Source organism: Tritonibacter sp. SIMBA_163, assembly GCF_046535935.1.
In the GTDB taxonomy this organism is placed as follows: domain Bacteria; phylum Pseudomonadota; class Alphaproteobacteria; order Rhodobacterales; family Rhodobacteraceae; genus Epibacterium; species Epibacterium scottomollicae.
The window spans coordinates 130193-155554 of record NZ_JAWJBP010000001.1 but is presented as its reverse complement, the minus strand read 5'-3'; the positions used below and the strand labels follow the sequence as shown (position 1 = coordinate 155554).

The 25362-nt window shown below is 62.0% G+C and carries 26 protein-coding genes; 9 read left to right on the top strand and 17 right to left on the bottom strand.

What is annotated here, in order from left to right; all coding sequences use genetic code 11:
- The 7 genes from tolR to ruvC form a co-directional block, all read right to left on the bottom strand.
- Nucleotides 1-498 (bottom strand): protein TolR, encoded by a 498-nt coding sequence (gene tolR / locus R0J92_RS00635; protein ID WP_317384162.1) that lies wholly within the window; start codon nucleotides 496-498, stop codon nucleotides 1-3.
- A gap of 3 nt (nucleotides 499-501) precedes the next feature.
- Nucleotides 502-1197 carry a protein TolQ gene (gene tolQ, locus R0J92_RS00630; RefSeq protein WP_106162050.1) on the bottom strand — a complete coding sequence of 232 codons (696 nt, stop codon included), beginning with the start codon at nucleotides 1195-1197 and terminating at the stop codon, nucleotides 502-504.
- 114 nt (nucleotides 1198-1311) lie between these two features.
- Complete coding sequence (gene ybgC / locus R0J92_RS00625) at nucleotides 1312-1698, bottom strand: tol-pal system-associated acyl-CoA thioesterase (RefSeq protein ID WP_106162049.1); 387 nt, start codon at nucleotides 1696-1698, stop codon at nucleotides 1312-1314.
- Nucleotides 1695-2354, bottom strand: coding sequence for a hypothetical protein (locus tag R0J92_RS00620; RefSeq protein ID WP_317384163.1), 660 nt, complete (start codon nucleotides 2352-2354; stop codon nucleotides 1695-1697). Before R0J92_RS00620 ends, ybgC begins: the two co-directional genes overlap by 4 nt.
- A 211-nt stretch (nucleotides 2355-2565) precedes the next feature.
- On the bottom strand, nucleotides 2566-3585 hold the full coding sequence (gene ruvB / locus R0J92_RS00615; protein ID WP_106162319.1) for a Holliday junction branch migration DNA helicase RuvB: 1020 nt from the start codon (nucleotides 3583-3585) through the stop codon (nucleotides 2566-2568).
- Between the two features lie 133 nt (nucleotides 3586-3718).
- Nucleotides 3719-4408 carry a Holliday junction branch migration protein RuvA gene (ruvA, locus tag R0J92_RS00610; protein ID WP_411050374.1) on the bottom strand — a complete coding sequence of 230 codons (690 nt, stop codon included), beginning with the start codon at nucleotides 4406-4408 and terminating at the stop codon, nucleotides 3719-3721.
- On the bottom strand, nucleotides 4405-4902 hold the full coding sequence (gene ruvC / locus R0J92_RS00605) for a crossover junction endodeoxyribonuclease RuvC (protein ID WP_106162046.1): 498 nt from the start codon (nucleotides 4900-4902) through the stop codon (nucleotides 4405-4407). The genes ruvA and ruvC overlap by 4 nt, the downstream gene beginning before the upstream one ends.
- A gap of 370 nt (nucleotides 4903-5272) precedes the next feature.
- Between ruvC and R0J92_RS00600 the strand changes: the two genes are divergently transcribed.
- A complete protein-coding gene (locus tag R0J92_RS00600) occupies nucleotides 5273-5491 on the top strand; it encodes a DUF1127 domain-containing protein (protein ID WP_106162045.1) in 219 nt (72 codons plus the stop codon).
- 163 nt (nucleotides 5492-5654) lie between these two features.
- On the opposite strand, the gene R0J92_RS00595 is transcribed toward R0J92_RS00600, so the two are convergent.
- The 4 genes from R0J92_RS00595 to R0J92_RS00580 all read right to left on the bottom strand — a co-directional run bounded on the left by R0J92_RS00595 (nucleotide 5655) and on the right by R0J92_RS00580 (nucleotide 10675).
- Complete coding sequence (locus R0J92_RS00595; RefSeq protein WP_411050373.1) at nucleotides 5655-6002, bottom strand: hypothetical protein; 348 nt, start codon at nucleotides 6000-6002, stop codon at nucleotides 5655-5657.
- 111 nt (nucleotides 6003-6113) lie between these two features.
- Nucleotides 6114-6983: a 50S ribosomal protein L11 methyltransferase gene (locus tag R0J92_RS00590; RefSeq protein ID WP_411050372.1), complete on the bottom strand. Its 870-nt coding sequence runs from the start codon at nucleotides 6981-6983 to the stop codon at nucleotides 6114-6116.
- A 118-nt stretch (nucleotides 6984-7101) separates the two neighbouring features.
- Nucleotides 7102-8337, bottom strand: a complete 1236-nt coding sequence (locus R0J92_RS00585) for an MFS transporter (RefSeq protein WP_317384167.1) — start codon at nucleotides 8335-8337, stop codon at nucleotides 7102-7104.
- A 130-nt stretch (nucleotides 8338-8467) separates the two neighbouring features.
- Nucleotides 8468-10675 (bottom strand): primosomal protein N', encoded by a 2208-nt coding sequence (locus R0J92_RS00580; RefSeq protein WP_411050371.1) that lies wholly within the window; start codon nucleotides 10673-10675, stop codon nucleotides 8468-8470.
- Between the two features lie 176 nt (nucleotides 10676-10851).
- Here R0J92_RS00580 and fsa point away from each other — a divergent pair, with 176 nt between their 5' ends.
- The 6 genes from fsa (at nucleotide 10852) to R0J92_RS00550 (ending at nucleotide 15590) form a co-directional block, all read left to right on the top strand.
- Nucleotides 10852-11505, top strand: coding sequence for a fructose-6-phosphate aldolase (gene fsa, locus R0J92_RS00575; RefSeq protein ID WP_411050370.1), 654 nt, complete (start codon nucleotides 10852-10854; stop codon nucleotides 11503-11505).
- Between the two features lie 196 nt (nucleotides 11506-11701).
- Nucleotides 11702-12415 carry a DUF484 family protein gene (locus R0J92_RS00570; RefSeq protein ID WP_106162040.1) on the top strand — a complete coding sequence of 238 codons (714 nt, stop codon included), beginning with the start codon at nucleotides 11702-11704 and terminating at the stop codon, nucleotides 12413-12415.
- Nucleotides 12412-13347 (top strand): tyrosine recombinase XerC, encoded by a 936-nt coding sequence (locus tag R0J92_RS00565; RefSeq protein WP_411050369.1) that lies wholly within the window; start codon nucleotides 12412-12414, stop codon nucleotides 13345-13347. The genes R0J92_RS00570 and R0J92_RS00565 overlap by 4 nt, the downstream gene beginning before the upstream one ends.
- A gap of 239 nt (nucleotides 13348-13586) precedes the next feature.
- A complete protein-coding gene (locus R0J92_RS00560; protein ID WP_106162038.1) occupies nucleotides 13587-14279 on the top strand; it encodes a CDP-alcohol phosphatidyltransferase family protein in 693 nt (230 codons plus the stop codon).
- A 188-nt stretch (nucleotides 14280-14467) separates the two neighbouring features.
- Complete coding sequence (locus R0J92_RS00555) at nucleotides 14468-14782, top strand: hypothetical protein (RefSeq protein WP_106162037.1); 315 nt, start codon at nucleotides 14468-14470, stop codon at nucleotides 14780-14782.
- 349 nt (nucleotides 14783-15131) lie between these two features.
- The gene (locus R0J92_RS00550; RefSeq protein ID WP_411050368.1) at nucleotides 15132-15590 is read left to right on the top strand and encodes a hypothetical protein; all 459 of its coding nucleotides are present in this window, start codon (nucleotides 15132-15134) and stop codon (nucleotides 15588-15590) included.
- Nucleotides 15591-15683: 93 nt separating this feature from the next.
- Here the strand turns inward: R0J92_RS00550 and ileS are convergent, their stop codons facing one another.
- Nucleotides 15684-18608: an isoleucine--tRNA ligase gene (gene ileS / locus R0J92_RS00545; protein WP_411050781.1), complete on the bottom strand. Its 2925-nt coding sequence runs from the start codon at nucleotides 18606-18608 to the stop codon at nucleotides 15684-15686.
- 369 nt (nucleotides 18609-18977) lie between these two features.
- Between ileS and R0J92_RS00540 the strand changes: the two genes are divergently transcribed.
- Nucleotides 18978-19400, top strand: a complete 423-nt coding sequence (locus R0J92_RS00540) for a group III truncated hemoglobin (RefSeq protein ID WP_106162035.1) — start codon at nucleotides 18978-18980, stop codon at nucleotides 19398-19400.
- Between the two features lie 52 nt (nucleotides 19401-19452).
- On the opposite strand, the gene R0J92_RS00535 is transcribed toward R0J92_RS00540, so the two are convergent.
- From R0J92_RS00535 to R0J92_RS00525, 3 genes are read right to left on the bottom strand one after another with little or no spacing between them, the layout of a single operon-like run.
- Nucleotides 19453-20433, bottom strand: a complete 981-nt coding sequence (locus R0J92_RS00535) for a YcjF family protein (RefSeq protein WP_411050367.1) — start codon at nucleotides 20431-20433, stop codon at nucleotides 19453-19455.
- The gene (locus tag R0J92_RS00530; protein WP_411050366.1) at nucleotides 20430-20894 is read right to left on the bottom strand and encodes a GNAT family N-acetyltransferase; all 465 of its coding nucleotides are present in this window, start codon (nucleotides 20892-20894) and stop codon (nucleotides 20430-20432) included. Before R0J92_RS00530 ends, R0J92_RS00535 begins: the two co-directional genes overlap by 4 nt.
- Nucleotides 20891-22309 (bottom strand): YcjX family protein, encoded by a 1419-nt coding sequence (locus tag R0J92_RS00525; RefSeq protein WP_411050365.1) that lies wholly within the window; start codon nucleotides 22307-22309, stop codon nucleotides 20891-20893. Before R0J92_RS00525 ends, R0J92_RS00530 begins: the two co-directional genes overlap by 4 nt.
- Nucleotides 22310-22481: 172 nt before the next feature.
- On the opposite strand from R0J92_RS00525, the gene truA reads away from it, so the two are divergent.
- Entirely contained in the window at nucleotides 22482-23261 is a 780-nt protein-coding gene (truA, locus tag R0J92_RS00520; protein ID WP_411050364.1) for a tRNA pseudouridine(38-40) synthase TruA, read from the top strand.
- A 43-nt stretch (nucleotides 23262-23304) separates the two neighbouring features.
- On the opposite strand, the gene R0J92_RS00515 is transcribed toward truA, so the two are convergent.
- A complete protein-coding gene (locus R0J92_RS00515; RefSeq protein ID WP_411050363.1) occupies nucleotides 23305-24096 on the bottom strand; it encodes a thioesterase family protein in 792 nt (263 codons plus the stop codon).
- A complete protein-coding gene (locus R0J92_RS00510) occupies nucleotides 24093-25328 on the bottom strand; it encodes an acyl-CoA dehydrogenase family protein (RefSeq protein WP_411050362.1) in 1236 nt (411 codons plus the stop codon). Before R0J92_RS00510 ends, R0J92_RS00515 begins: the two co-directional genes overlap by 4 nt.
- Between the last annotated feature and the right edge of the window lie 34 nt (nucleotides 25329-25362).

Sequence of the window (25362 nt, the reverse complement as noted above, 5' to 3'; positions counted from 1 at the left end):
TCACTCGCCCTGCGGGGCGGTCGCAGAGGCCGGACGACCATCGAGCGCAGGCCCGCCGGTATCCGTCACCAACCCGACATTGGCAAAGCCACCCGCATTGAGCGCCCCCATCACCTGCATCACATCGCTATAGGCGATAGCGCCGTCAGCACGCAGATAGACACGATCCGACGTCCGTTCGGATGCAATGGCACGCAGCCGCGCAACCAGATCCTCCCGCGCCACGGGCGTGGTCTGGATCTGAATTTCGCCGGCAGCGGTCATGGTCACCGTCAGCGGTTCCTCTTCTTCCCCCGGCAGCGCGCCTGCGGCAGTTTTGGGCAACTCGACTGGCACGCCAACCGTCATCAACGGCGCAGCCACCATGAAGATGATCAGCAGCACCAGCATCACGTCCACAAAGGGCGTGACGTTGATCTCTGCCATCGGCCGTGCGCGAGAACGCCTGCGTCCCCGCCGACGCCCGCCGCCGTCCTTTTGTTGAATGGCTGCTCCCATGGGTCAGCTGTCCATTTGACGTGAAAAGATGGTCGCGAATTCATCGGCAAAGGCCTCATAGCCACCAATGATCCGATCCGAGTCCGCCGAAAGCTTGTTATAGAAGATGACGGCGGGGATCGCCGCAAGAAGGCCAAGGCCCGTTGCCAGCAGCGCCTCGGCGATCCCGGGTGCCACCACGGCAAGGTTGGTATTCTGCTGCTCTGCAATCTCGATGAAGGCGTTCATGATGCCCCAGACTGTCCCGAACAGACCAATGAATGGTGCCGTGGAGCCGATGGTTGCCAGAATTTGCAACCCACTCTGCAGCCCTTCGCTCTCTTTGGAGATCGCCACATCCATGGACCTGTCGATGCGCGCCTGTGCGCCGGGGATCAACGCGCCATCGGTGCGATGACTGCGGCGCCATTCCGTCATGCCAGAGGCAAAGATGCGTTCCGAATGCCCTGAGGGGTCCGGACCGATCTCCTCATAGAGCTCGTCGAGCGGATTGCCCGACCAGAATGCCCGCTCGAAGATCTGCGCCTCGCGACGCGCGACGCGGTAGGTGATCAATTTCTGCAAGATGATCGCCCAAGACCAGATCGAGGCCCCGATCAGCATGATCATCACGAATTTAACGGTGAGCGTCGCACGTGCGAACAGCCCCCACATGGAGAAATCAATCTCCTGTGCCAGTGCCAGAGTTTCTGCTTCCATCTGCCTGCTCTATCGCCAGTTGCCGCGTCGTTTGTGGCGCGCGGCCTAATTTGAGGCGACGCTAACGGAAAACAAGCGGCATTACCAAGGAAACAGGGGCCTCAGCGGCGTTTGTTACAGAGATGCGCGAAGTTCTGCCGGAAGCCGCACTGGCTTGCCGCTGTGCATGTCCATACACACGGCCGTCACGACCGCGCGGAACAGCTCCCGCCCGTCGCGTCGCACCACCTGCGCCATCGTGAGACGCGCAGAGGTCGATTTCTCGACATGGGTCTCGACAGTCAGCTCATCTTCGAACCGCGCTGGTGACAGGTAATCCGCTTCGATTCGGGTCACCACCCAGACGATACCGGTATCGCGCATGGCGTTCTGATCGACGCCAAGCGCGCGCACATAGTCACTGCGAGCGCGCTCGATAAAACGCAGGAAGTTCGCATGATACACCACACCGCCCATGTCGGTGTCTTCGTAATATACCGTGATCGGAAAGCGATGGGTCACGTCGTGCTTCCCTCCGCGGGCAGCGCCTGCAGTCGAGCGTAGAGCCGCAGCGCATGGCTGGCATCCTGCGCCGAAACGGGCAGCATCCGGTCATATGCGGCGGCAATCACCCCTGCAATTTCGGGCCGCAGGATGGTATTGCCGTTCTCCGGCAGCACCGCCAGCGGTGAGACCTCGGCAAAGGCGCGATCCCCCCACAAGAGCATCACCTGCACCGCTTGGGTCAGCGCCAGCGCCTCGGCCGGCATCTCTGCCATCCCACCCTGCATCCGCAAGAACACGAAGGCCGCCCGAATGCCGCCATCCTCGTCGAACCGGAACGCGCGATACTGGCTGGCATCTTCTTCCGAGAGGCGGCTCACCAGAGGTGCGAGACCGGGGATCATGCGATCAAGGTCCGGCACCTCCAGCAATTCGTTCCAGTCCCGAAAGAAGAAGAACATGAGGTTCGCGCCCAGTTCAGGATCGGTTTCTGCCATCTTGTGGCCGGCAAGCGTGACCACGGCCTCGACGGCGCCCTTCACGGTGGCCAATGTTTCATCCGTTACACCAAAGACGATGGGTGTGATTGGGCGACCCCAGCGGGAAAAGGTGTAAGACCCATCCTCGCGGGTGAAAAGCGCCTCGATTTCCTCTGGCAACAGAAGTGCGGACATGCACGGCCTCGTCTTTATCAAATGTCGTCGCGTGTTTTGTACGGGCGCGCCGTTTGAGCAGCAAGTGGGAAGTCGTCGCCGTCCAAGTCTCGGCAATGACTTCAGACAAGCGTCGAATTTGCCAGACAGCTTTGCCCCCTGCACATCTCTGCCTCGGGGCGCTCAATCGCGTGGCGGTCCGGTTGCACCTGATCCGACGTGGCGCGCGGCCTCAACCGAACAGATCGCTGGACGACTTCGGCGGTGTCAGACCGATATGCTGCCAGGCCTTCTGCGCCAGCATCCGCCCGCGGGGCGTGCGTTGAATCAACCCCTGCTGCAACAGGTAGGGCTCGATGACCTCCTCCAGCGCATCCCGGCTTTCGCTCAGGGCTGCCGACATTGTCTCGATCCCCACGGGACCACCGCCGTAGTTTTCCGCCACCAGCCGCAAGTAGCGGCGGTCCGCACCATCCAGCCCCAGCTGATCCACCCCCAGCCGCGTCAGGGCGTTGTCCGCCAGTTCCCGGGTGATGGTGCCGTCGCCCTCGACAACCGCGAAGTCCACGACGCGGCGCAAGAGCCGCCCCGCGATCCTGGGCGTACCCCTTGCGCGCCGCGCGATCTCGCGTGCGCCTTCGTCATCTGCGGGCGCGCCAAGTTTGCGCGCATTGCGGCTGACGATTTCGAACAACTCATCAACTGTGTAGAATTGCAGCCGGGTCGGGATGCCGAACCGGTCCCGCAGCGGTGTCGTCAACAAGCCCATCCGGGTAGTTGCCCCAATCAGCGTGAAGGGCTGCAGCTCGATACGCACGGTGCGCGCGGCGGGCCCTTCGCCTATCACCAGATCCAGTTCAAAATCCTCCAGCGCAGGGTAGAGCACCTCTTCCACTGTGGCGTTCAACCGGTGGATTTCATCAATAAAGAGAACGTCGCGCGCCTCCAGATTGGTGAGGATCGCGGCCAGATCCCCGGCCTTTGCCAGCACCGGGCCAGACGTCATGCGAAAATTCACCCCAAGCTCGCGCGCGACGATCTGCGCCAGCGTGGTCTTGCCCAGGCCGGGAGGACCGTGAAACAGCGTGTGGTCCATTGCCTCGCCACGACGGCGCGCGCTTTCGATGAAGATGCGCAGGTTGGCGCGCGCCTCCGCCTGGCCGATGAACTCACCCAAACCTTGTGGGCGCAAAGCGCGGTCATTGTCCTCGGGAAGCGGATCAGGCCGCAGGGTGGGATCGGCGTCGGTCATCTCTGTATCCATGTATCATGCATGCAAATGCAGTTGGCCGTCTGGAAATCGGTCCCGCCCAGCCTGCCCGTACCTTGCACGCCTTTGCACGCGGAGCGCACCTTGGGCACGCTAAACCGGCTCACACGCCCGATCATCCTTTGGGCGCCAACAGGCGCAGGGCGGCACGGATCAGCTCGGCCTCGCCCGCATCGGGATTACCGGCGGCAGCTTCAGCCACGGCCGCAGCCGCGTCGGATGGCCCATAGCCCAGATTCCCCAACGCCGACAATGCGCCAGCTGAGGCCGCTGCTGCCCCCGAGGGCGCCTTTGCCTTTGAAGTGCGCGCCGGTTTCGCAGGCGCCTCCTCCAATGGCTCGACCACCCCGTCAAGCTCCGGACCGTTCAATGCGTCGGTCACCGTTCCCCCCATGGCCATCACCGATGGAGCCTTGTCTTTCAGATCCAGAACGATGCGTTGCGCAGTTTTAGGGCCAACGCCCTTTGCCGCCTTCACCGTGGCCCAATCGCCAAGTGCAATGGCGCGGCTCACGCCATCGGGGCCCAAGGCGCTCAGGATAGCCAGCGACACCTTGGCGCCAACGCCCTGAACGGAGGTCAGAAGACGATGCCATTCCTTCTCAACCAAGGAGGTGAACCCGAACAGCTGCATCAGGTCCTCACGCACCAGAAGCTCGGTATATAGCTGCACGACCTCCCCGACTGCGGGCAGCGTCGCCATGGTGCGGTCAGAGCAATACACGATGTAGCCCACGCCACGAACGTCGATCATCACATGATCAAGCGCCTTGTAATCGAGCCGCCCGGTCAACTTGCCGATCATGCGCGCACCTCTTTCAATTGCCGCTGGTTGGTACCGCCGTAGTAGGCGTGACAGATGGCGATGGCCAGCGCATCGGCGGCATCCTCGCCTTTGGGGGCACAGCCGGGCAGTTGCAGCTTCACCATATGCATGACCTGCTGCTTTTCCGCATGGCCGACGCCAACCACCGTCTTTTTCACGCGGTTGGGCGCATATTCACCCGTCGGCAATCCCGCCTTGGCGAGCGTGAGCAGTGCCACCCCCCGCGCCTGACCCAGTTTCAGCGTCCCGGCACCGTCCTTGTTGACAAACGTCTGCTCGATCGCCGCCTGATCCGGCGCATATTCCACGATCACCTCGGTGATCTGATTGTGCAGCGACAAAAGCCGCTCGCCCAGATCATCACCGTCAGAGTGGCACAGACCATTGGCGACATGGCTGAGGCGTGCGCCATTTGATTCGATCACGCCCCACCCAAGGGTTCTGAGCCCCGGATCGATTCCCAGTATTCGCATCTGCTTGCCCGATCTACGCCTGATTGTTTGGTCATTGTTTCAAGTGAGCTAGCACAAAACGCGAACACAGCCAAACGCTTTCCCGAACCGGAGTATCGCGCCGGGTTCTACCTGCACCAACGCCACATGCCCAGCGAGACGCAAATCGCACCATTTTGCGCACAAAAACGACTGACCGAAATACACGTGCGACACCTTCGGCACGAAAGTCGAAAACCTTGATAACTCCCTTATTCATATAGGCTTCCGACATGCAAAAAGCGCATGGGACGCATGCAAAAAATGCACTTGTGAGATGGAAATGTCATCTCTATCTGCCGCTCATCGCATCACGCGAAAGACCTGAACTTCAATCAGAGAGAACGTGGATATGGCTGCATTCGACACCACCCGCACCGCCCAAGGCACCACCGGCCTGATCGGCCGTATCGGCGCTCTTGCTCATACGATCACCGCCAATGTCATGGCCTGGAACGACGCCCGCTCGACCCGCAAGGCACTTGGCGCCCTGACCGACCGTGAACTGGCCGATATCGGCCTGATCCGTGGCGATGTCGACAGCATCGACGCCAACTCGCCGCTGGTCTGACACGCACGGATTTGGACGGTCGTCTTACGAATTGACCAAATTAGAGCGCCGCGCCTGGGATATCCCAAGCGCGGCGTTTCTCATTGATGACCTTGGAACGGATGCTGAGCACTATGCAACACGCGGCTCCTGACCGAACGCCGCTGTCACATCACCAAGTGGATCAGCGCAGGAGCGGCAACAGTTGCCCTGCAATTCTTGTCGACAGCGGATCGCTTTGCATGACAAAAGCGCCACTTCGCTCGACGAATGAGCCCTCGGCGAGTTGCGACACTCTTTGATCGTAGCTGGCGAAACCGAGGGTGGCCATCAAGAAGCCCTTGAACAAAAGCCCGGCAGCCAAGAAGAGCAACAGTGAGCGCAGTGAGATCCGTGAGCGCACGACTTTTCTCGGCTCAACAACGATCAGACCATCGGTCCTGATCTTTGCCGTGTAGCCATGACCTTTGTTCAGGGGTTTCCTGTCCAAACGGCGCAGCCGGCTTTGAAATTCTGCATATTGATCGCTCATAGCGAACACTCCGAACTAGCCCCCACTAGCGGGTTGCTCGAAGCTACGCGCGAATTGAGGCAAGAACGGGGCAAATAGCTAAAAGTCGATTAAACTGCCCGCGATCTCAGCTTACTTGCGCAAAATCAGCGTTGTCCATTCACCAATCTCATCCCTATTGATCAGATTGACGCCATTCTGTGCATAAACCGCGATCACATCATCGGCCTGCTCGTTCAGAATGCCAGACAGAATCGCATATCCGCCATCGCGCAGATGTGCTGCCATATCGGGGCTGAGCGCCACCAGCGGCCCTTTGAGGATGTTTGCAAAGATCAGATCATAAGGGGCCGCGTCCTTGAGTGGCGGCGTGTCGAACCCTGCGGCCTCAAGGCACTTCACGGCGCCCTTCATGCCGTTGGCCTCCATATTGGCCTCTGCAACATCCACCGCAACCTGGTCGATATCGCTGGCCAGAATGTCCGCATCCGCCCAGACTCGCGCTGCGGCCATTGCCAATACCGCGGTGCCACAGCCGATATCGGCCACTTTGGACGCGGTGAAGCCGTGATCCAACAGCTGATCGAGTGCCTTCAGGCACCCGAGCGTCGTCCCATGATGTCCGGTACCAAAGGCCATGGCGGCCTCGATCAGCAGCGGAATTTTGTCCTCCGGCAGTTTGTCGGCATCATGGCTGCCATAGACAAAGAAACGCCCGGCCTCGACAGGGGCCAGCTCGCGCCGCACATGCGCAACCCAATCCGTCTCCGGCAATTCGGAAACCGCAAAGGGCTTTGCCTCATGCAATGTGGCCAACAGCGCCAGCCCTGCCTCATCGGGGGCTTCGGTGAAATACCCACCCACTTCCCAGAGACCGGACCCATCCTCGACCTCGAACACACCAACGCCGGTTGGTTCTGGCGTCAAACGCTCCATCGCATCGCCCAATGCCTCGGCCTGAGCTTTTCCGGTCAGCGTGGTGAGCGCGGTGAATGTGGGCATGTTGGGATCTCCGCAGTGGAACAAAGGGCGCGTCGAGCGCGCGGTTGTCCAGCGCCTACGCGAGCCTTGCATATATGGTCAAGAGGGCAGCGCGCCCGCGGTCCCTGGTTTGGTAGACTTATTCCGCAGGCGCGGGCGCTCTCAGACGGGCGAAAATGGTCTCATTCCCCGGCTCAGGATGGCGCGGGATCATCAGGGATAGCGCCAGCGAGATCAGCGCCATACAGGCGGCCAATCCGAAAACCGCAAACGGAGATACGATCCAGAGCAGGCCCAACAGCACCGGCAGGAACACCGCTGCGATATGGTTGATCGTAAACGCAACTGCTGCGGTGGGTGCGATATCAGCCGGATCGGCGATCTTCTGGAAGTAGGTTTTCAGAGCCAGTGCCAGCGCAAAGAGGATATGATCCACGACGTAGAGCGTAGCCGCCAGCACCACCCCCCAGCCAAACCAGTAGATGCCACCATAGAGCGCGAACACCACCGTCAGACCGACATACTCGCAAATCAGCGTGCGGCGCTCGCCAAACCGCGACACGACCCGGCCCAGCAATGGCGCGGCCACCATATTTACCAGCAGATTGATGAGATAGAGGCTCGTGAGGTGATGAACCTCAAAGCCGAAGCGCTCCACCATCATGAAGCCCGCAAAGACTACAAAGATCTGCCGCCGCGCGCCGGCCATGAACTGCAGCGCGTAGTAGAGCCAGTAGCGGCGGCGCAGCACCATCTTCTTGTTCTGCGGCGTCGGACCGTCAAACTGCGGCACCGCGAACAGGCAGAAGATCGCCACCACGGCGCAGAAGCCGCCAGCCGCCATATAGACCGCGTTGTAGGACAGGTTCAGAGGTTCCCACAGCAGCACGATGATGCCGTAGACCACCAGGGTGGCGGCAGAGCCGGTCGCCACCAGCCAGCCCAGCATCTGCGGCGCGCGTTCCTTGGTGAGCCATTGCAGCTGCAACGACTGGGCCACGGTCTCGAAATAATGAAAGCCGACGGAGCTGAGCACGGTGATGATCAGGATGCCCTGCAGGGTCGGGAACCAGGCAGTGACCGCCGTGGCCACGCCAAGCAACGCCAGCGACAGCAGGCCCAGCACCTGCTCGCGGATGAAGATGATCAGAAAGATCACCAGAAAGGCCAGAAAGCCCGGGATCTCGCGCACGGTGTGCAACAGGCCGATGTCCGCCCCGTCGAAATTCGCCACCTCAATAACAAAGTTGTTCAGCAGCGCCGACCAAGTGTTGAAGGCGATGGGCATGGCGATCGCCATGAGAAACAGCAGCGTGATCGGACGACGCCAGAACGGCAGGGACCGGGCTTGATCGAGGGTCATGGGCGTAAACATGCCCCGGCTTTAGAGCGCTTTGCCTGACAGAGCTAGTCAAGAATTGTACCAAGTCACGCCGCTGCATGCACAGGTCTATCTGCGCTCCTGCAGGGTCAGCTGGCCGTGTTTTATGAGGCCGCAGGCGCGATCAAAAGAAATTCTGCGGGTCGATATCGACATTCAAACGCAGATCGCCCTTCAGCTTGAACGGTGCGATCCAGCGGCTGATGGCATCCTGAAGCGGGACGCCCTTGTCGGCCTTGACCAGCAAGCGCACCCGGTGGCGCCCGCGCACCCGGGCGATGGGCGCCGGAGCCGGGCCAAAGAGCTGCGCGCCCACCTGCCGGAGCGGGCCATCATTGCGCGCCAGCGCACCGCCAAGGTCAAAGACCTGCGCCAGATCGGTGCCCGACAGGATGATCCCCGCCATGCGCCCGTATGGCGGCACCCCCGCCGCCTGCCGCTGCGCGGCTTCCGCCTTCCAGAAGCTCTCTTCATCGCCGGACAGGATCGCGCGGATCACCGGATGTTCGGGCTGAAAACTCTGCATCAGGGCCTCGCCCCGGCGCTCAGCCCGGCCCGCACGACCCGCCACCTGCCGCATCAGCTGGAACGTCCTCTCTGCGGCGCGCAGGTCCGATCCCTGCAACCCGAGATCGGCGTCGATCACCCCCACCAGTGTCAGCAGCGGAAAGTTGTGCCCCTTGGCCACCAACTGCGTGCCGAGGATGATATCCGCCTCACCCGCCGCGATCTCTTCGATCCGCTGCTTCAGCGCCCGGGCCGAGCCAAACAGATCCGAACTCAGCACCGCGATGCGTGCCTCGGGAAACAGCGCGGCCGCTTCTTCACCCAGCCGCTCGATTCCGGGGCCGACCGGAGCCATCTTGCCCTCCACCTTGCAGGAGGGGCATTCGGTGGGCACCGGTTTGGTTTCGCCGCACTGGTGGCACATCAACCGCTTCATGAAGCGGTGTTCGACCATGCGCGCATCGCAATTGTCGCAGGCCACCTGGGTGCCGCACGCCCGGCAGATCGTCACCGGCGCAAAGCCACGGCGGTTGAGGAACAGGAGCGACTGCTCGCCACGTTCCAGCCGCAGTTTCATCGCCTGCTTCAGGGTGGGTGAGATCCAGGTCGAGGGCAGCAGGTCTTCGTTGCGCATGTCGACGGCGCGCATTTCCGGCAGCACCGCCTCGCCAAAACGCGACGTGAGATCAAGACGGGTGTATTTGCCCGCTTCGGCATTGGCCCAGGTCTCCAGGCTCGGCGTTGCCGACGCCAGCACCACCTGCGCCTGACAGAGCGACGCGCGCCAGACCGCCAGATCACGCGCGTTATAAAGGACGCCCTCCTCCTGCTTGTAGGAGGTGTCATGTTCCTCATCGACGATGATCAGGCCAAGGTCGCGAAACGGCAGGTAGAGCGAAGAGCGCGCACCGATCACCAGTTGCGCCGCACCCTGCCCGACCATGCGCCACACCCGGCGGCGTTCGGTCATTGTGACGCCCGAATGCCATTCCGCCGGCACCGCGCCAAAACGCGCCTCGACCCGTTTGAGGAACTCTGCCGTCAGCGCAATTTCCGGCAGCAGCACCAGCGCCTGTCGCCCCTTGCGCAGGCAAGCGGCCACGGCCTCCAGATAGACTTCGGTCTTACCCGAACCGGTCACACCTTTCAGCAATGTGGTGCCGTAGCGCCCCCCGTTCACACCGGCCTCGAGTGCGGCGGCGGCGGCGGCCTGATCGTCCGAGAGGGTCTTGCCCGGCAGTTCCGGGTCCAGAGGCGGGAACGGAAGGTCGCGGGGGGCTTCCTCCTCGCGGATTGCGCCCTGCTTCACCAGCCCCTTGATCACCGAACTGGTCACCCCGGCCAGCCCGGACAGTTCCGACGCGGTGAAGGCCGCGCCCTCATATTCGTCCATCACGTCGAGCACCTTGGCACGGGCATCCGTCAGGCGATCCGGCTCCTGATCGCCTCTTCGCAGGATCTTGCGCATCGAGGGCGGGTCCGCCAGCCCCGGCGCGCGGGTCGCCAGCCGCAGCATCATCGACATCGGCGTCAGCGTATATTGCGCCCCGCGTTCCAGAAAGCAGCGCATCTCGGTGCGCATCGGGGCCAGATCCAGCACTCGGATCACCGAGCGCAGCTTGGCGGCATCAAATCCGCCCGCGCCCGGCCCCCAAACCACGCCGATGACCTTGCGCGGCCCCAGCGGCACCTCGACAAAGGCGCCAAGAAAGCAGCCGCCCTCGGGTGCGCGATAGTCCAGCAGCCGGTCCAGCGGCTGCGCTGTCAGTACTCCGACTCGCTCGCCCTGGGCAAAAAACTCCGGACTCTCGCTCTGCTGCGTCATTCCTGTCGTGACCCTGTTCTTTTTGTTGCCCCAACGGTAGGCGCGGGAAAATGTTTTCGCTAACATGCGCGCGAACGCGCCCTGACCGCCCTTGTGTCTTTCGGACTTTTCGCAAGACCTCCTATCAGGTAAAGCCAAGGCGCACCGAGGCCAAGCCATCCAGAGGACCAAAGCCCATGAAATTCTTCGTAGACACCGCCGAAATCGACGCCATTGCCGAGCTGAACGATCTTGGCATGGTCGACGGCGTCACCACAAACCCCTCCCTGATCAAGAAATCCGGCCGTGACATCATCGAAGTCACCAAGGAGATCTGCGATCTGGTCGACGGCCCGGTTTCCGCCGAAGTCACCGCGACCGATGCCGAAACCATGATCGCCGAGGGCCGCAAGCTGCTTGAGATCGCCGAGAACATCACCGTGAAGGTGCCGCTGACCTGGGACGGGCTGAAGGCCTGCAAAACCCTGACCGACGACGGTCACAAGGTCAATGTGACCCTGTGCTTCTCTGCCAATCAGGCGCTGCTGGCCGCCAAGGCAGGTGCCTCGTTCATCTCGCCCTTCATCGGTCGCCTGGACGATATCCACCTCGACGGGATGGACCTGATCGAGGACATCCGCACCATCTATGACAACTACGGTTTCACCACCGAGATCCTCGCCGCCTCCATCCGCAGCGTGAACCATATCTCCGACTGTGCCCTGGTGGGCGCGGACGTGATCACCGCGCCGCCGGCCGTGATCAAATCGCTGGTCAACCACCCGCTGACCGACAAGGGCCTGTCGGCCTTCCTCGCGGATATCAAGGCAGCTGACATCAAGATCCTCTGATCGCGCCCCAATCAATTGCGAGACCCAGCCATGGCGCCCCTCAACGGGGGCGCCATTTTTATTTGCGCATCAGCATGTTGCTGCCGAGAGGCGCATTTTACCCCCCCGCCGGGCGCGAATTGGCGATTTTTCCCGCGCGCCCACGCATGGCTCATGTTATAGTAAACAAAACCCGATCAGAGGTTCGAACGAGACGATGAGCAGCACAACCGCCGAGCTGGACGACAGCCTGCGCAAGAAAATCATTGAAAAGCCCGACATGGTGCTGGACGACCCCAACGTGATGCGTGCGCTGGTGGCCGCCAACGAACGCGCCATGGGCACCAATATCGTTGACCTGCGCGGCATCGCGATGGAGCGGCTGGAAACCCGGCTCGACCGTCTGGAAGACACCCATCGCTCGGTGATTGCGGCCGCCTATGAAAACCTCGCCGGCACCAACCAGATCCACCGCGCCGTGCTGCGCCTGCTGGATCCTGAGAGCTTTGCCGTCTTCATGGAGATCCTGCGCGGGGATCTGCGCGACATCCTGCGGGTGGACGCGCTGGCGCTGATTCTGGAAACCACGCAGGAAGAGGCTGGCGCCGCGGTGGAGCGCGTCGGTGATGTGCTGAAATTCACCGAGGCCGGTTTTGTCGATTCCTATGTGGCGCAGGGGCGCTCTTATGGTGGCGACCGTCCGGTGATTCTGCGTCAGATCCAGGCTGGTCCGTCACGCATCTATGGAGATCGCGGTGCCGATCTGCGCTCAGAGGCCTGCTTGCGGCTTGATCTTGGCGCCGGGCGCCTGCCGGGCCTGCTGGTCTTTGGCGCCGAGGATCCGCATCAATTCACCCCGCAACACGGCACCGACCTCCTGACCTTCTTTGGCGGGGTATTCGAGCGCTGCATGCGCCGCTGGCTGTCTTGAGCACCGGCGACCCCACCCTCATTTCTCCGGCAGCGCGGAATGCGCTGCAGACCTGGCTCGACGGCCTTGGTGCACTGGAGGGCGCGGCGTCAAATACCCTGACCGCCTATCGCAGCGATGTGAGCGAGTTTCTTGCCTTCATGAGCCTACATTTCGGCGGCCCGCAGGGGCTGGGGGCGCTCAGTCGCATCACCACCGCCGACATGCGCGCCTGGATGGCCTCGGCTCGCGCATCAGGCACCGGCGCGCGGTCACTGGCGCGCAAACTCTCCGCTGTGAAGAAATTCTACGGCTGGCTGGCTAAGCGCGAAGGGTTTGAGCCGACCGCGGTGCTCTCGACCCGAGCGCCAAAGTTCCAGAAGAAGCTGCCCCGCCCGCTCGACAAGGATGCAGCCCGCGCCATGATCGACACGGTAGAGCTGCAATCGCTCAAGGATTGGGTCGCCGCCCGCGATGTGGCTGTGGTCACGCTGCTCTATGGCTGTGGGTTGCGAATTTCCGAAGCGCTCGGCCTGATGGGCAAGGACGCCCCCCTGCCCGCAACGCTCCGGATCACCGGCAAGGCTGGCAAGGAGCGCATTGTGCCGGTCCTTGCCGCCGCCCGCCACGCCGTGGATCGCTACTTACAGCTTTGCCCGCATCCGCAGGAGCGCGACCAACCGCTGTTTCGCGGCGTTCGCGGCGGTGCCCTGCATGCACGGATGATCCAGGGCGTGGTGGCCGATGCGCGGCGCCAGCTTGGTCTGCCCGCTTCCGCCACCCCGCATGCCATGCGCCACAGTTTCGCCACCCATCTGCTGGAGGCGGGCGGAGACCTGCGCGCCATACAGGAGTTGCTGGGTCACGCCTCGCTGTCCACCACCCAAGCCTATACGGCGGTGGATACGGCGCATCTGATGGACGTCTACACCCGCGCGCACCCCAAAGCCTGACCATCCGCACAAGACCGAGAGGCTGTGCCTACGTGACGTCTCGCAATGGTGCGCTTTGATTTGCGCGATCTGTGCAAGCGGCAATGGCCACACCTCGTTTGATGTCATTCGTGTTGGCCTCGCGATACCTTAGGCTTGATCAATATTTGTCAGGTCGAAGCCGTACAAAATCACGAAACACCGCCCGTCATCCACGCTTCTGGGTTGCGGGCTGTGGCGAAATTCGTCATCACACTTAAATGACGTCTGAACTCCGTGCATTGACCGTACATTTATTGACCGCGACTGGCGCCGTTTTTGCCATGCTCGCCATGCTCGCCGCCGTGGATGCACGGTGGGATCTGATGTATCTGTGGCTGGTCGTGGCGTTTGCCGTCGACGGAGTCGATGGCCCGCTTGCCCGTCACTACAACGTAAAGCGCAATGCGCCGCAGTTTGACGGCGTTATGCTAGACCTGATCATCGACTATCTGACCTACGTGTTCATCCCTGCCTTTGCGTTGTTCAAGTCCGGCTTGATGTCCGGCTGGACCGGCTGGGCCGCGGTCATCGTCATCACCTTCAGCAGCGCAATGTACTTTGCCGACACGCGGATGAAGACCAAGGACAACTCTTTCTCCGGGTTCCCCGGCTGCTGGAACATGTTGATCTTGGTCATTTTTGCACTCGAGCCCAATCACTGGGTCAGCCTTGGCCTCGTTACTCTGCTGTCTGCAACGCAGTTCCTGCCATTGAAGTTCATCCATCCGGTTCGCACCGAACGCTGGCGGCTTGTGTCGCTTCCCATCGCGCTGATCTGGACCGCCCTTGCCGGGTGGACCGCATGGGTCGACTTTGCTCCGGGCCCGGTCGTGACCATCGCCTTGTTCGCGACTTCGGTCTATCTGTTGCTTGTCGGGATCGCACAACAGATCGTTCCCGAACGCAGCTAACGCCGCTCTCCTCCTGCGGAAAAAGCGCCAAGGGCGCGTGTTTTCTGGCGCCAGCGTCATACTTTTTACTGCAAATTTTCGATTTAGGCAGCAAGCGGTCGGTCAGCATACACAGATTCTTAAGCACAATTGCTGAAAATCAAATTGAATTTGTTCCTTTTCTCGATCCCAAGGTTCAGGAGACTCTGATGCCCTATCAAGAGGCAGACCCGTCCGGGCGCTCGGAGCTGCCCGAGGTCGCAGCGCGATACAAGGCTGCCGTGACCCCGGCCACGACGCAGCAACTGGCAAAAGCCATGGCACAATTGCAGAAATCTGCAGCTGGTGCGGTTTTCCCGCGCGAAGCCACCAAGAAGGATACCCCGGTTGTACTGCCCTCGACCGCAGGGCGTCGGCAGGGTGGGGACAACGTCGAATACGCCCTGCTCGCGCGCCACAAGCTGCAGCAGACGTCAGAACGCGAGGCAAGCCGCCGCTACGCAGGTGCCAAAACCATTATCTGACGGCGCCGGCACGCCTGCGCAGGTCACGGTGCCAGGCTGTAAGCAACAACCGGCCAAGCATCAACGACGCCCCCAGTGGGAGCTTGGTGAGTTCGGAACGGCGCCCCCCCCTATCAGGCTTGGCCGAAGCACTCACGGCGAAACATTCCCGACAGTGCATCAACGCCGCACAGGACGCGACTTTGATAATCGCCGCCCCCGTGAAGTCGACGGTCCGACGAGCGACGCCCGGGGCGTTAACCATTACCAAAGTGTTCACGCGTCAAACGCCTCTCATTGCGTTATATTGAAGATGTAATTTCCTATGGGTCGGCGTGCGGCCCGACACTTATGTGGAAAGGAAGAGTGAATGTTACCAGCGTTACGCCCCTACTCAGACATTCCCGCGAATGTCCCCGCCGTCTCAGTATTTACTGTCACCGACACGGTTGCGAGCCCATCCGGGACTGGTGGCGCGACCGGATCCGAGTTTGCCAACAGTCGGCTCGCCAATTTCCTGAGTGATGACGCCGCGCCGCGTGATCGGGATCTCGACACGTTGATGAGCAGCGACAATCTGGCCCTGTATGACAAAGGTCCGGACGAACAGGTCACTGAAAGCACCAGCCGGGCCGAAGTTGTGCCCGCTCAGCCGATTGAAACTGCCGAACCCATCAGCCTGCCCCCTCTTGAAAACCTGCTGAACATCCAGATGGAACAAGCAGAGGCGCTGACACAGGATACCATGTTCCGCGGCATGTCCTCAGGAAGCTTCGCCCAGGAAATGTACACCAATACGCAGGACGTGCTGTCCCGGATTGCCTCCTGATCTCAGCTGATTGACGACAATGGATGAAAAAAGACGCCCGGGGAATGTCTCCGGGCGTCTTGATTTTGAGCGTCTTGTCGGAATCGCGACAGGTCAGCTGTCCAGTGCGCTGCTGCACCGTGCACACGTACCCGGATGGCTATGGCCACCGACATCCGGCAGGATCTTCCAGCACCGCTGACACTTTTCGCCCTCGGCTTTTTCAAACACGACCGAAACGCCTTCGATTTCCGGCAGGCGATAGGCTTCGGCAGGGCTCGGATCGCCAGTGAGCTGCACGTCAGAAGTGATACAGACATCCGCGAAGTTCACCGTCTCCAGCGCCGCCAGCACGTCGGCCTCGCGCACATGCACCACGGGTGCCGCCTCCAGCGAGGCGCCGATAACCTTGTCGGTGCGCTGCACCTCCAGTGCGGCGGTCACAACACGACGGGCCTGACGCACCTTGGCCCATTTGGCCGCCAGCGGTTCGTTGATCCAGTCGCGCGGCGTGTCGGGCATGTCGATGAGATGCACCGAGCTGTCGTCGCCTGGGAACCGCTCCAGCCAGACCTCTTCCATGGTGAACACCAGGATCGGCGCCAGCCATGTGGTCAGACGGTGGAACAGGATGTCGAGCACGGTGCGCGCCGCGCGGGCGTTCAGCGTATCCCCATCGCAATAGAGCGTATCCTTGCGGATATCGAAGTAGAAGGCTGACAGATCCACGGTGGCAAAGTTGAAGATCGCCTGCCAGACACCGTTGAAATCAAACGCCTTGTAGCCCGCTTTCACCGTGTGATCGAGCTCTGCCAGACGGTGCAGCACCCATTGCTCCAGCTCCGGCATCGCGGAGGGTTCGACCCGCTGATCCTCGCTGAAATCGCCCAGGCTGCCCAACATGAAACGCATAGTATTGCGCAGACGGCGATAGCTGTCGGCGGTGCCCTTCAGGATCTCCGGCCCGATCCGCTGGTCGGCGGTATAGTCGGTCTGCGCCACCCAGAGCCGCAGGATATCGGCACCGTATTGCTTGATCACCGCTTCGGGGACGATGGTATTGCCGAGCGATTTGGACATCTTCATGCCCTTCTCGTCCAGCGTGAACCCGTGCGTCACCACGTTGCGATACGGCGCGCGACCCTTGGTGGCGGAGGCCTGCAGCAGCGAGGAATGGAACCAGCCACGGTGCTGGTCGGTGCCTTCCATGTAAACATCGGCGATACCGTCCTCGGTGCCATCCTCGCGGTCACGCAGCACAAAGGCATGGGTGGAGCCAGAGTCAAACCACACATCAAGCACGTCGAACACCTGCTCGTAATCGTCCGGAGCAACGATGCCGTCGAGAACCTTGGCCTTGAAATCCTCCTCATACCAGACATCGGCGCCGTTTTCCTCAAAGGCGGCGGTGATGCGGGCGTTCACCTCATCGTTGCGCAGCAGGTAGTCCGCATCGGTCGGCAGCGCGCCCTTCTTGGTGAAACAGGTGAGCGGCACGCCCCAGGCGCGCTGGCGCGACAGCACCCAGTCGGGACGGTTCTCGATCATCGAGTGCAGGCGGTTGCGACCGGTCTGCGGCGTCCATTTCACCAGCTCGTCGATCGAGCGCAGGGCGCGTTCGCGGATGGTATCGCCATGCTCGCCCATGCCGTCATCCAGCTTGCGGTCCACACCGGCAAACCATTGCGGCGTGTTGCGGTAGATGATCGGCGCCTTGGAACGCCAGGAATGCGGATAGCTGTGCTTGATCTTGCCGCGCGCCATCAGGCCCCCGACCTCAACCAGCTTGTTGATGATCGCGGTGTTGGCGTCGCCCTCGCCGCCCTTGCGGTTAAGGATGTATTTGCCGCCAAAAAACGGCAGATCGGCGCGGAAGCCGCCGTCGTCCATCACGTTGTAGGTGATGACCTGTTCCAGCATGCCAAGGTCGCGGTAGAGTTCAAATTCCTCCATCCCGTGGCTCGGCGCGCAATGCACAAAGCCGGTGCCTTCGGTGTCGGTCACGAAATCGGCGGCGCGGAAGTCGCGGATATCATCCCATTCACCATTGCCACCTTCGGCCCCGGCGAACGGGTGGGTCAGGCCGATGCCTGCCAGATCGGAGGCAGGCACATCAGCCACGCGGGTATATTGATCCTCGGACAAGCGCGCGCGTTTGAACACATCCGCCGCCAGATTGTCGGCAAGCAGATACTTATCGCCCACGTTGACCCAGCACTCGTCGGGCGTGCCGGTGACCTCATAGAGGCCATAGGCGATGTCCTCGCCGTAAACGACGGCCTTGTTCGACGGCATGGTCCAGGGCGTGGTGGTCCAGATCACCACATGCGCGCCGGCAAGCTTGTGATCCGCAGGCTCAGCCACCTTGAACTTCACCCAGATAGTGAAGCTTTCCTTGTCGTGATACTCGACCTCGGCCTCGGCCAGCGCGGTTTTCTCGACCGGCGACCACATCACGGGCTTGGAGCCCTGATAGAGCGTGCCGTTCATCAGGAACTTCATGAATTCCTCGGCGATCACCGCCTCGGCGTGGAAATCCATGGTGATATAGGGGTTTGGCCAGTTTCCGGTGATGCCAAGACGCTTGAATTCTTCGCGCTGGATGTCGATCCAGCCCTCGGCGAACTTGCGGCACTCCTGACGGAACTCGATGACCGGCACCGCGTCCTTGTTCTTGCCCTTCTTGCGGTACTGCTCTTCGATCTTCCATTCGATCGGCAGACCGTGGCAATCCCAACCGGGCACGTAGCGGCTGTCAAAACCCATCATCTGATGCGAGCGGACGATCATGTCCTTGATGGTCTTGTTCAGCGCGTGGCCGATGTGCAGGTGGCCGTTGGCATAGGGCGGGCCGTCATGCAGCACGAAAGGCTGGCGGCCTTCCTTGGCGCGCAGGCGGTCATAGACGCCGATCTGCTCCCAACGTTCCAGCCATGCGGGCTCGCGCTTGGGCAGGCCTGCGCGCATGGGGAAATCGGTTTTGGGGAGGTTCAGCGTGTCTTTGTAGTCGGGCGTGACTTCGGTCTTATCGGCGCACATATCGGTGGCGTCCTTTTGCATCAACGGGTCGGATTGGGGATATTCGGTTCGGTGCGATCACTCAAGCACCTTTGCCCGGCGTCTCGTCTGTCAGAGCGCCGGGGTCGTAATTCGAATAATGATGGCCACGCGTCGTGTTGCAGTCGGGGTCATAGGGGCGCTTATAGGCGCTTGCTGGGCGCGGGTAAAGCGTCAGCCCTGACAAAACCGCCCCTCACAGATATCAAGCGTTTCAGCGCATGCGGCAAATCGCATCCGGAGCCTTATGGCGCCTGAGCCTCGGCTATTGCGGCAATTCACCTCTCCCCCTTCCCGTCGCCCTTCCGCAGACTTAGGGTTAAGGCAGATCTTAAATATTCGGAGGCCATCATGCAGAGCGAGAGTGCCGCCCACCCTCTGGCGCGGTTCGAGATCACTGCGGAGCAGATCGCCCGCGTGGTGCGTGTCTTTTACGCGCACGTCCGTCAGCATTCAGAGCTTGCCCCGGTCTTTGCGGCCCATGTCGAGGACTGGCCCGCCCATGAAGACAAGATCGCCGCCTTCTGGCGCAACGCCATCCTGCGTGAAAAGGGCTACAATGGATCTCCGATGCGCGAGCACCTGTCGCGCCCTGATGTCAAAGCAGAGCATTTCCCGCTCTGGCTGGGCCTGTTTCACGATGTTCTGGCCCGCGAGCTCACTCCCGAACAGGCCCTGCAATGGGGTCATCTGGCAGATCGTATCGGAGAGGGGTTTCGAACCGGCATTGTCGCCATGCGTCAACCTAAAGACGCACCGCCGCGTTTGATTTGATCCAGAGACACTGAAGTGTCGGCAGAAGGCCTGTAGCCGTCTTGCTGGATCTTCACTTCACGAAGCCCCGGAGCGCGCGTTGCAGTACTTTGCCCAAGCGTGGTTTCGGCGCGCCCTCAAACCCCATGGGCCGACACACCTCTATCGCGGCGAGCCCCACTCGCGCAGTCAACGCGCCGTTCACCAACCCCTCGCCAAATCGGCGCGAAAGCTTGGACAGAACAGACGCGCCGAGCACAGGCTCCAACAGATCGTCCCCCACCGCAACAGCGCCGGTTGCCACCAGGTGGGACAGGACCGCACGCGTCAACCGCCAGGAGCTGAAGAACCCGGAGCGCCCCCCGTAGATCTCGGCGATACGGCGGATCATGCGCAGGCTCGACACCAGCGCGGTGAGCACATCCGCAAGCGCCAGCGGCACCAGGGCGGTAACCCCTGCCACCTGCCGGGCTGCGGCCTCCACCTCGACCACGGCGCGCGCATCAAGCGGGCGCATCAATTCGGCCTCTGCCAGGTCAATCAGCGCATCCGCATCAAGGAGCTCCGCTTTACGATCAGAGAGATTGCGCTGCGCCCATTCCAGATCCGCGCGGCCTGCATAGAAACGCTGCAGCGCCACGACCTGTGTTTGGGCCTCTTTCAAAGTGCCCGTGCGCGCCTTGGCACATGCCTGTCGCAGATCGTCAACGCGACGCACCCGCGCCACCGCAGCCAGTTCGCGCAGACAAAACAGCAGCGCCGCCAGCGCCAGCCCGATCAATGCCGCCGAAACGATCAAACCGAGCACTGGGATGCGGTCCAGAAGGCTGGTGGCGTAATCCCAAGCGGCAACAGAGACGATGGTTGTGATCAAACCGGCGACACCGGCCCAGATCCAGCTCCCCCAGCCAGAGCGCCGCCCCTCTCCCATCGCCTCAACCGTTGCTTGCAGCGCCGTTGGTTCGTCGAGATCGGGCACCGGCGGCGCATCGCTGACGCTCTGCTTTGGCTCATCGTCGGGCTGCAGGTCAAAAACGACGGGTTTACGGCTCATGTCGTGGTCTCCATCTGGTCGGCCTGCCAATGGTATTCGATGTCGGGCAGCCCCTCGGTATTGCGCTGCCCGTTGCTGCGACGCACCTCAGCAAACCCTTCGCGCAGATAGAAACGCTGGGCCTCCGTGTTGGCCTGAAAGGTCCAGAGCGCTAGGTGCGAGACCTGCTGCTTTGCACGATCAAGGAGCGCCTTACCAATCCCACGTCCACAGGAGGCGGGGGCGATATAAAGCGAACAGACCTCGGCCCCATCCCGCGCCAGAAAGCCCTCGATCTCTCCGGCATGCGCGGTCTCTGCCACCGTCACCCAGCCTCGGGCGATCATACGGTCGCAAAAGGAAATGGCCTCTGCCAGCGAATGCTCCCTGGGCATCCACGGGGTGTCCTGTTCAAACCGGTGCAAGATGACACCGATCCGGCTCGCATCCAGAGGTGTTGCAGGGCGCAGTCGCAGCGTCACAAGCGATCTCCGAACAGAAATTCTGCCGCGCGGTCCAACCGGATGTGAGGTGGCCCGTCGCCCGGCTTCAACACCAACGGCTGTGGCGCAAATCGCATAGAAGCGTAGCTCCCATCAAGCCAGCACTCTGCCCCCTGTCGCGCAGGCGTCAGCAATTGACGCGGATCCTCGGGCAAACGCCCCGGATAAAGCGCCGCGGGCTTGCCTGTGTCCGCCAAGAGCCCGCGCACACAGGGCAATTCCGCTCCCTCATGTGTGCGCAATTCTTCGGTCGTGGCACGCAATGCCGCCAGCGACAGCGCGGCAGTTTCAGCCCCGGCGAATTGCGCCCGGTCACGGGCATCCTGGGTCAATGCCTCAATGATTGCCGTCAATTGCGGATGCTGCTGATGGTGCAAATGATCCGCCTTGGTGGCCGCAAAGAGGATCTTTTCCACCCGCTTGCCGCGCAAAATCTGGCTCAGAAAACCGTTGGAGCCGGGGCGGAAACTCCCCAGGATATCCGTCATTGCGCGGCGTAGATCTTCCATCGCAGGTGGGCCGGAATGCAGCGCGCCGAGCGCATCCACCAACACGACCTGCCGATCAATCCGCGCAAAGTGATCGCGAAAGAACGGGCGCACGACCTGGGCCTTGTAAGCCTCGAACCGGCGCGCCATCTCGCGGGCGAGGCTGCCGCGCGGCGCGGTCCCCTCGGGCAAGGGGGCAAAGGTCAACACCGGAGAACCCGCAAGATCGCCGGGCAACAGAAACCGCCCCGGGGTGCAGTCATAATACCCCCCCGCACGTGCCGCTTGCAGATAGTCGGCAAAGGCCGATGCAAGCCCCTGCGCGAGGGGTTCATCATGCGCCGCATCCGGATCAGCCGCCCGCACAGCCGCCCGGAACGCCTTTGCTTCGTCGCGCGTCTCGATCCGGCGCAGGACATCGGCAGACCAGCCAGCATAGTCCTTGTCGAGAAGGGACAGATCCAGCAACCACTCACCGGGGTAATCAATGATGTCCAAATGCAGCACCTTCGGCCCGGTCAGCACCCCGAACAGGCCGGACGGACGCAACCGTAAACTGAGGCGCAATTCGGACACCGCGCGGGTACTGTCGGGCCAATGGGGCTCTGGCCCGGTCAGCGCGCCAAGATGGTTTTCAAAATCAAATCTCGGCACCGTGTCGTCGGGCTGCGGCTGCAGATAGGCCGCCTCGATACGGCCGTCCCGCTCTGCCGACAATTGCGCCATGCGGCCCCGATTCATCAGGTTGGCCACCAGAGAGGTGATGAAGACCGTCTTGCCCGCACGCGCCAGACCGGTAACCCCTAAGCGCAGAGTCGGCTCTGCAAACGGGCTGGACACCACGCCGCCCAGCGTTTCCGCGCCGCGCAACACCCCATCGGCCACATCCGCAGCCAGCCCTGTCACTCCTGATCCTCGCACCACCTGCTGCCCCGTGTCTTTGCTTGTGTTTCAACGCTCTGCCCTTGGCCTGCGCCTATGAACATAGGCATCCTGACGACCGGTTGCCAGTCTGCATCCTGCCCACCCGCAGAGCAGGGGCTTGCCAGCTTCGCCCCAGCACGCTACGCCGCGCGTCATGCCGCGCATTGCTCTCAAAGTCGAATACCATGGAAAGCCATTTGCCGGCTGGCAAAGGCAGAAGGATCAGCCCTCGGTGCAGGGTGCGATCGAGGCTGCCCTGGCGAAACTCGAACCGGGAGCGCACACGATCGCCGCCGCCGGTCGCACCGATACGGGCGTGCATGGTCTCGGTCAGGTGGCACACTGCGACCTGCAGAAAGACTGGGATCCCTTCCGGCTGAGTGAAGCGTTGAACTACCACCTGAAGCCTGCGCCCGTCGCCATTGTCGATGCCGCCCGTGTGGACGACGACTGGCATGCCCGGTTCAGCGCCATCGAACGGCAGTATCTGTTCCGGATCCTGATGCGGCGCGCGCCGGCGACCCATGATGCCGGTCAGGTCTGGCAAATCAATCACCGGCTGGACGTAGATGCGATGCAGGCGGGTGCGAACCACCTGCTCGGCAACCATGACTTCACGACGTTCCGCTCGTCGATCTGCCAGGCGGCCAGCCCGGTCAAGACATTGGATGAGTTGCGGGTCGAGCAGGTCCAGGGCCTTTCCGGCCCGGAGATCCACTTTCACGTCCGCGCGCGAAGCTTCCTGCACAATCAGGTGCGTAGTTTTGTGGGCACGCTGGAACGTGTCGGTACAGGTGCATGGGCCCCCGAAGACGTGCGCGACGCGCTGGCAGCACAGGATCGCGCCGCCTGTGGGCCGGTCTGTCCGGGGCACGGGCTCTATCTGGCACGGGTGGGCTATCCAGGTCCCGTTTTCGCCAGCGATCACGCCTGACCACCCGGCCCTTCCCTGCAAGAACGCCTGCCTGCAAGCCGCCCTAACTGGCCGGGAACAGCGTCAATGTCTGCAGGGCTGTGCCCACCGGCCCCTTGGCGTCGAACAGCACGGCCTGTGACATGCCAATCCCGTTCCCGTGCCAATGCGAAATCGCGTCAGCCGCGTGCCACCCCGGTTCCGGCGCGCGGTGGATCTGCAGGGTCAGGTCCGTGTTCATAAAGCCCATTTCGGTCGCAGGCAGGTTCCAGGAAATCCCGTTGCCGCAATCCGCAAGCGCACAGATGCCCTGCACCGGGGACGTCGGCTCTCCTGCCACCAAATCCGGTGTGCGCAACCAGATCATCTTGGGTCCTGGACCAAACCCATGGCCGGGCGGGTATTTCGTCTCCAGCAGGCGCGCGAAATTCGGCAGGTCGTGCCGCCCTGCCCCGATGGCAAAGGGACCAGCCTCGGCCTCTTCGATACGAGGGGTGGCGATCTGTGGCGTCGGCACCGGGCCGATGTCGCGTTCTGCCAGATGCATTGTTGTCGCCTGAACCAAGAGCGCGTCATCCAGGTCGTGCACTGTCACCCGCGTGGTTGCGAGGGTCCGGGTATGACGGGTGGTTTCCGCCGCCACACGAATTCCGGCGAGCGGCACCGGGCGCAGCACATCCATGGTCAGCCGGGTGAGTTGCTTCTCCGCGCCGACCTCGACCTCCGCGGCGCGGGCCACCAACCCCGCCACGGGTCCAGCGTGGCAATGATCCACCGACCATGGGCCGCGCGCCGGATCATTGCCGACAAACACGCCATCGGCGCGCTGGTGAAAAAACGCGTCTGCCTCGGTCACATCTTTTCCTGTGTATACTGTTTGAGTTCCGCCCGCGCGACCTGTCGCCGATGCACCGCATCCGGACCATCAGCCATGCGCAACGTGCGCACATGGGTCCAGGCGCGCGCCAACGGCGTGTCCTGACTGATCCCCGCCCCGCCGTGCATCTGCACCGCCTCATCTATGACCTTGAGCGCCACACGAGGGGCAATCACCTTGATCTGACTGATCCAAGGCGCCGCAGCTTTGGCGTCGCCCTGATCCATGTACCAGGCGGCCTTGAGGCACAGCAGCCGCGCCATCTCGATCTCCATCCGGCACTCCGCGATGATATCATAGTTGGCTCCAAGCTGTGCCAATGGCTTACCAAAGGCCTCGCGTTGCAAAGACCGCCGGCACATCAGCTCCAGCGCCGCCTCTGCCTGACCGATCGCCCGCATGCAGTGGTGAATACGTCCCGGCCCCAGCCGTCCCTGCGCGATCTCGAACCCACGCCCTTCCCCCAGCAGCATATTCTCCGCCGGCACCCGCACGTCCGCAAAGCGCATGTGCATGTGACCATGCGGTGCATCATCTTGCCCGTAGACCTGCATAGGTCGTAAGACCTCGATGCCAGATGCCTCTGCCGGGACCACGATCATCGAATGACGCTGATGTTTCGGCGCGTCGTCCCCACCGGTCCGCACCATGGTGATGTAGACGCGGCAGCGCGGATCACCGGCCCCCGAGATCCACCATTTCTCGCCATTCAACACATAGTCATCGCCATCCCGCACGCAGGACATTGCGACATTGGTCGCATCCGAACTGGCCACATCCGGCTCTGTCATCAGGTAGGCAGAGCGAATTTCACCGGCAAGCAAGGGCTTCAACCAGCGCTCCTTCATCGCATCTGTGCCGTAGCGCTCAAACACCTCCATATTGCCGGTATCCGGCGCACCGCAGTTGAACACCTCTGGCCCCAAGGGGGTCTTGCCCATTGCCTCGGCGAAATAGGCATATTCAACCGTGCTGAGGCCAAGCCCCCAATCCGAGTCGGTCAGCCAGAAGTTCCAAAGCCCTGCCGCCTTCGCCTTGGCTTTCAAGCCTTCGAAAATTTCCGCCTGCCGCGGGGTGTAGGCCCAGCGGTCCCCCTTGCCGATCTCAGAATGATACTCGGCCTCAACCGGCATGATATCGTCGCGCACCATCGCAACCACCCGATCCAGAAGCAGCTGCACCTCCGACCGTAGTCCCAGATTCATTTCCATGGCGCACCTCCCGATTTGCTTGCGCAGCATGGCT

Coding starts and splice junctions, on each gene's coding strand:
- tolR (WP_317384162.1), bottom strand. CDS start 498: ATGGGAGCAGCCATTCAACAAAAGGACGGCGGCGGGCGTCGGCGGGGA.
- tolQ (WP_106162050.1), bottom strand. CDS start 1,197: ATGGAAGCAGAAACTCTGGCACTGGCACAGGAGATTGATTTCTCCATG.
- R0J92_RS00620 (WP_317384163.1), bottom strand. CDS start 2,354: ATGTCCGCACTTCTGTTGCCAGAGGAAATCGAGGCGCTTTTCACCCGC.
- ruvB (WP_106162319.1), bottom strand. CDS start 3,585: ATGACCGACGCCGATCCCACCCTGCGGCCTGATCCGCTTCCCGAGGAC.
- ruvA (WP_411050374.1), bottom strand. CDS start 4,408: ATGATCGGCAAGTTGACCGGGCGGCTCGATTACAAGGCGCTTGATCAT.
- ruvC (WP_106162046.1), bottom strand. CDS start 4,902: ATGCGAATACTGGGAATCGATCCGGGGCTCAGAACCCTTGGGTGGGGC.
- R0J92_RS00600 (WP_106162045.1), top strand. CDS start 5,273: ATGGCTGCATTCGACACCACCCGCACCGCCCAAGGCACCACCGGCCTG.
- R0J92_RS00595 (WP_411050373.1), bottom strand. CDS start 6,002: ATGAGCGATCAATATGCAGAATTTCAAAGCCGGCTGCGCCGTTTGGAC.
- R0J92_RS00590 (WP_411050372.1), bottom strand. CDS start 6,983: ATGCCCACATTCACCGCGCTCACCACGCTGACCGGAAAAGCTCAGGCC.
- R0J92_RS00585 (WP_317384167.1), bottom strand. CDS start 8,337: ATGTTTACGCCCATGACCCTCGATCAAGCCCGGTCCCTGCCGTTCTGG.
- R0J92_RS00580 (WP_411050371.1), bottom strand. CDS start 10,675: ATGACGCAGCAGAGCGAGAGTCCGGAGTTTTTTGCCCAGGGCGAGCGA.
- fsa (WP_411050370.1), top strand. CDS start 10,852: ATGAAATTCTTCGTAGACACCGCCGAAATCGACGCCATTGCCGAGCTG.
- R0J92_RS00570 (WP_106162040.1), top strand. CDS start 11,702: ATGAGCAGCACAACCGCCGAGCTGGACGACAGCCTGCGCAAGAAAATC.
- R0J92_RS00560 (WP_106162038.1), top strand. CDS start 13,587: ATGACGTCTGAACTCCGTGCATTGACCGTACATTTATTGACCGCGACT.
- R0J92_RS00555 (WP_106162037.1), top strand. CDS start 14,468: ATGCCCTATCAAGAGGCAGACCCGTCCGGGCGCTCGGAGCTGCCCGAG.
- R0J92_RS00550 (WP_411050368.1), top strand. CDS start 15,132: ATGTTACCAGCGTTACGCCCCTACTCAGACATTCCCGCGAATGTCCCC.
- ileS (WP_411050781.1), bottom strand. CDS start 18,608: ATGTGCGCCGATAAGACCGAAGTCACGCCCGACTACAAAGACACGCTG.
- R0J92_RS00540 (WP_106162035.1), top strand. CDS start 18,978: ATGCAGAGCGAGAGTGCCGCCCACCCTCTGGCGCGGTTCGAGATCACT.
- R0J92_RS00535 (WP_411050367.1), bottom strand. CDS start 20,433: ATGAGCCGTAAACCCGTCGTTTTTGACCTGCAGCCCGACGATGAGCCA.
- truA (WP_411050364.1), top strand. CDS start 22,482: ATGCCGCGCATTGCTCTCAAAGTCGAATACCATGGAAAGCCATTTGCC.
- R0J92_RS00510 (WP_411050362.1), bottom strand. CDS start 25,328: ATGGAAATGAATCTGGGACTACGGTCGGAGGTGCAGCTGCTTCTGGAT.